The organism is Actinoplanes sp. NPDC004185, assembly GCF_053603475.1.
The window spans coordinates 1-2,043 of sequence record NZ_JBSGFR010000121.1; the positions used below are offsets into that span (position 1 = coordinate 1).

General features: G+C 59.0%; 2 protein-coding genes. Both read right to left on the reverse strand.

The window, feature by feature from the left end:
* On the reverse strand, nucleotides 1-955 hold a 955-nt coding region (locus ACWEOZ_RS44240), incomplete at its 3' end, for a glycosyltransferase family 2 protein (RefSeq protein WP_451916662.1).
* 18 nt (nucleotides 956-973) lie between these two features.
* Entirely contained in the window at nucleotides 974-1,891 is a 918-nt protein-coding gene (locus tag ACWEOZ_RS44245; protein WP_357861324.1) for an NAD-dependent epimerase/dehydratase family protein, read from the reverse strand.
* Nucleotides 1,892-2,043 lie beyond the last annotated feature (152 nt).

Genomic DNA, 2,043 nt, shown 5'->3' on the forward strand with positions numbered 1-2,043 from the left:
GCTTGTCCTGCTCCATGGCGACGTTGGCAGTCTTATAGTTGCTCCACTGCACTTCAAGCCATTCCTTGCCCCGCACCAGGGATGCGATATCGTCTTTGAGCTGGCTGACAATACCTTCGAGGCGCTCAATGTCCCGTTCGTGTTCCCGCTGCGACCCGATCAGGCCCAGCCGTTCCCGCTCGAGGGTGACATTGCTCGAGTAGATCTCTGCCGACGTCTGTATGAGCAGTTGCATGGCGCTGGCCAGTTGCCGGGGAAACGCCGCCATGTTCTTTGCGAGCGTCGCCTCCGCCGTCGAGCGCATGTGTGCTGAATCCTTGCTCATCGACTGATCATGGAGGCGGTAATAGCCGAGTTCTCGTGGCACGAACCGTGCCGTGAATCCGGACGCGACGATCCGGATCCACAAGTCCCAATCGCAGCACCCTCCGAGCAACTTATCAAAGCCCCCTACCTTGTCGAGGGCGGACGCGCGCACCATCACGCAGACCGGCGGGAAATATCCGCCGAGCATCAGCGACGGCAAGATATTGCCGTTCAGTTCGGCTCGCGCATGCGCAACTTTATGCAGATCTGCCACTTCACCTTGCTCATCGACACGGATGATGTCGCAGTAAGCCATACCGGCATCCTTGTCGCCGATAAGCGCCTGTGACAATTCTTCGATCATCGTCGGTGCAAGCCAATCGTCAGCGTCCAGGAAGACCAGAAACTCCCCACTGCTGGCGGCAATTGCGTTATTGCGCGCGATCGCAACACCCGCATTCGCTTGCACGATCAATTTGATGCGAGGGTCACCCAATGCTCGTACGAGTTCCGCCGGATCTTCCGCGGAGCCATCGTTCACGAGCAGAACTTCGATATCATCAAATGTCTGCTTCAGTACACTCTCCAAGCATTGCCGGAGATACTTCAGCTGATTGAAAAAGGGGACAATAACCGAAACGGTAGCCATCGAGGTCCTTCAATCTGATCACGGTTGCACGGCTGTGTTCTTTGAAAAGCGAGCAATCGTCTCGCTCATGCCGTCGCGGAAGGTTGTCTTCGGCACCCAACCGAGCACCTGTTTGGTACGCGATACGTCGAGAATACTGACCGGTACGTCAAATGAGCGCGCGGCCTCGTACTTGACGCAAACCGGCGTACCGAGAATCTCGCCGATTGTCTCAACAATCTGCCTGAGCGACGTGCCTTCACCGGAGCCGATATTGAAGACGGGGTCCATGCGCCCGAACGCGGCGCTCGGGGAGTCCATTGTCGCGACGAACGCGTCCACCGCATCGTCGATATACAGGTAATCGCGAACGACCGAGCCATCGCCCCATATCTGAATGTCGAGACCGGCCAGCGCGCGCCACGCGAAGATCGACGCGGCGCCCAACTGGCCCTCGACGTTCTGCCCAGGCCCGAACGGATTGCTGACACGCAGGATGCGCGCGTCCACATTGAACTGCCGGCGATAGAGCATCGCATAGCCTTCAACCGCCGCTTTCGACGCGCCATACACGCCGAGGGGCCGCAGCGGATGCGACTCAGAGACCCGATCGGCTTCCGGTACGCCATAGACCGTTCCGCCCGACGAAGCAAAAACGAACGGAACGCCCGGGTGCCGCCGCATCGCCTCGAGCAGCGCAACGGTACCTATGACGTTGGTGGCGACGTCGTCGAGCGGCGCACCATTTGCCGTTCGCGGCACGGTCGACCACGCAAGATGGAAGACACCATCGACACCGTCAATGGCGTTGAGCCAGGTATCGATCGACGCGCCAAGCGGGCACTCGACGTCATTCGCGCAATCCATAACCCTTCTCATCGCACATCGCACGACGTGGCCATTCGCACGTAGTCGCTCGACGAGCGATCGACCGATAAATCCTGACGCACCGGTCACCAAATAAGTTTTCTTTTCCATTTACGCGCAGAAATCGCCTACCAAGCGCCGGCAACTGTAGGTGTGCCCGCAAGTGCTGTCAAACGCCGTCCAATACCTGCCCACATCGATCGATGCCTCATCGACGGCGAACCGATCCGCCAAGGCGGCCG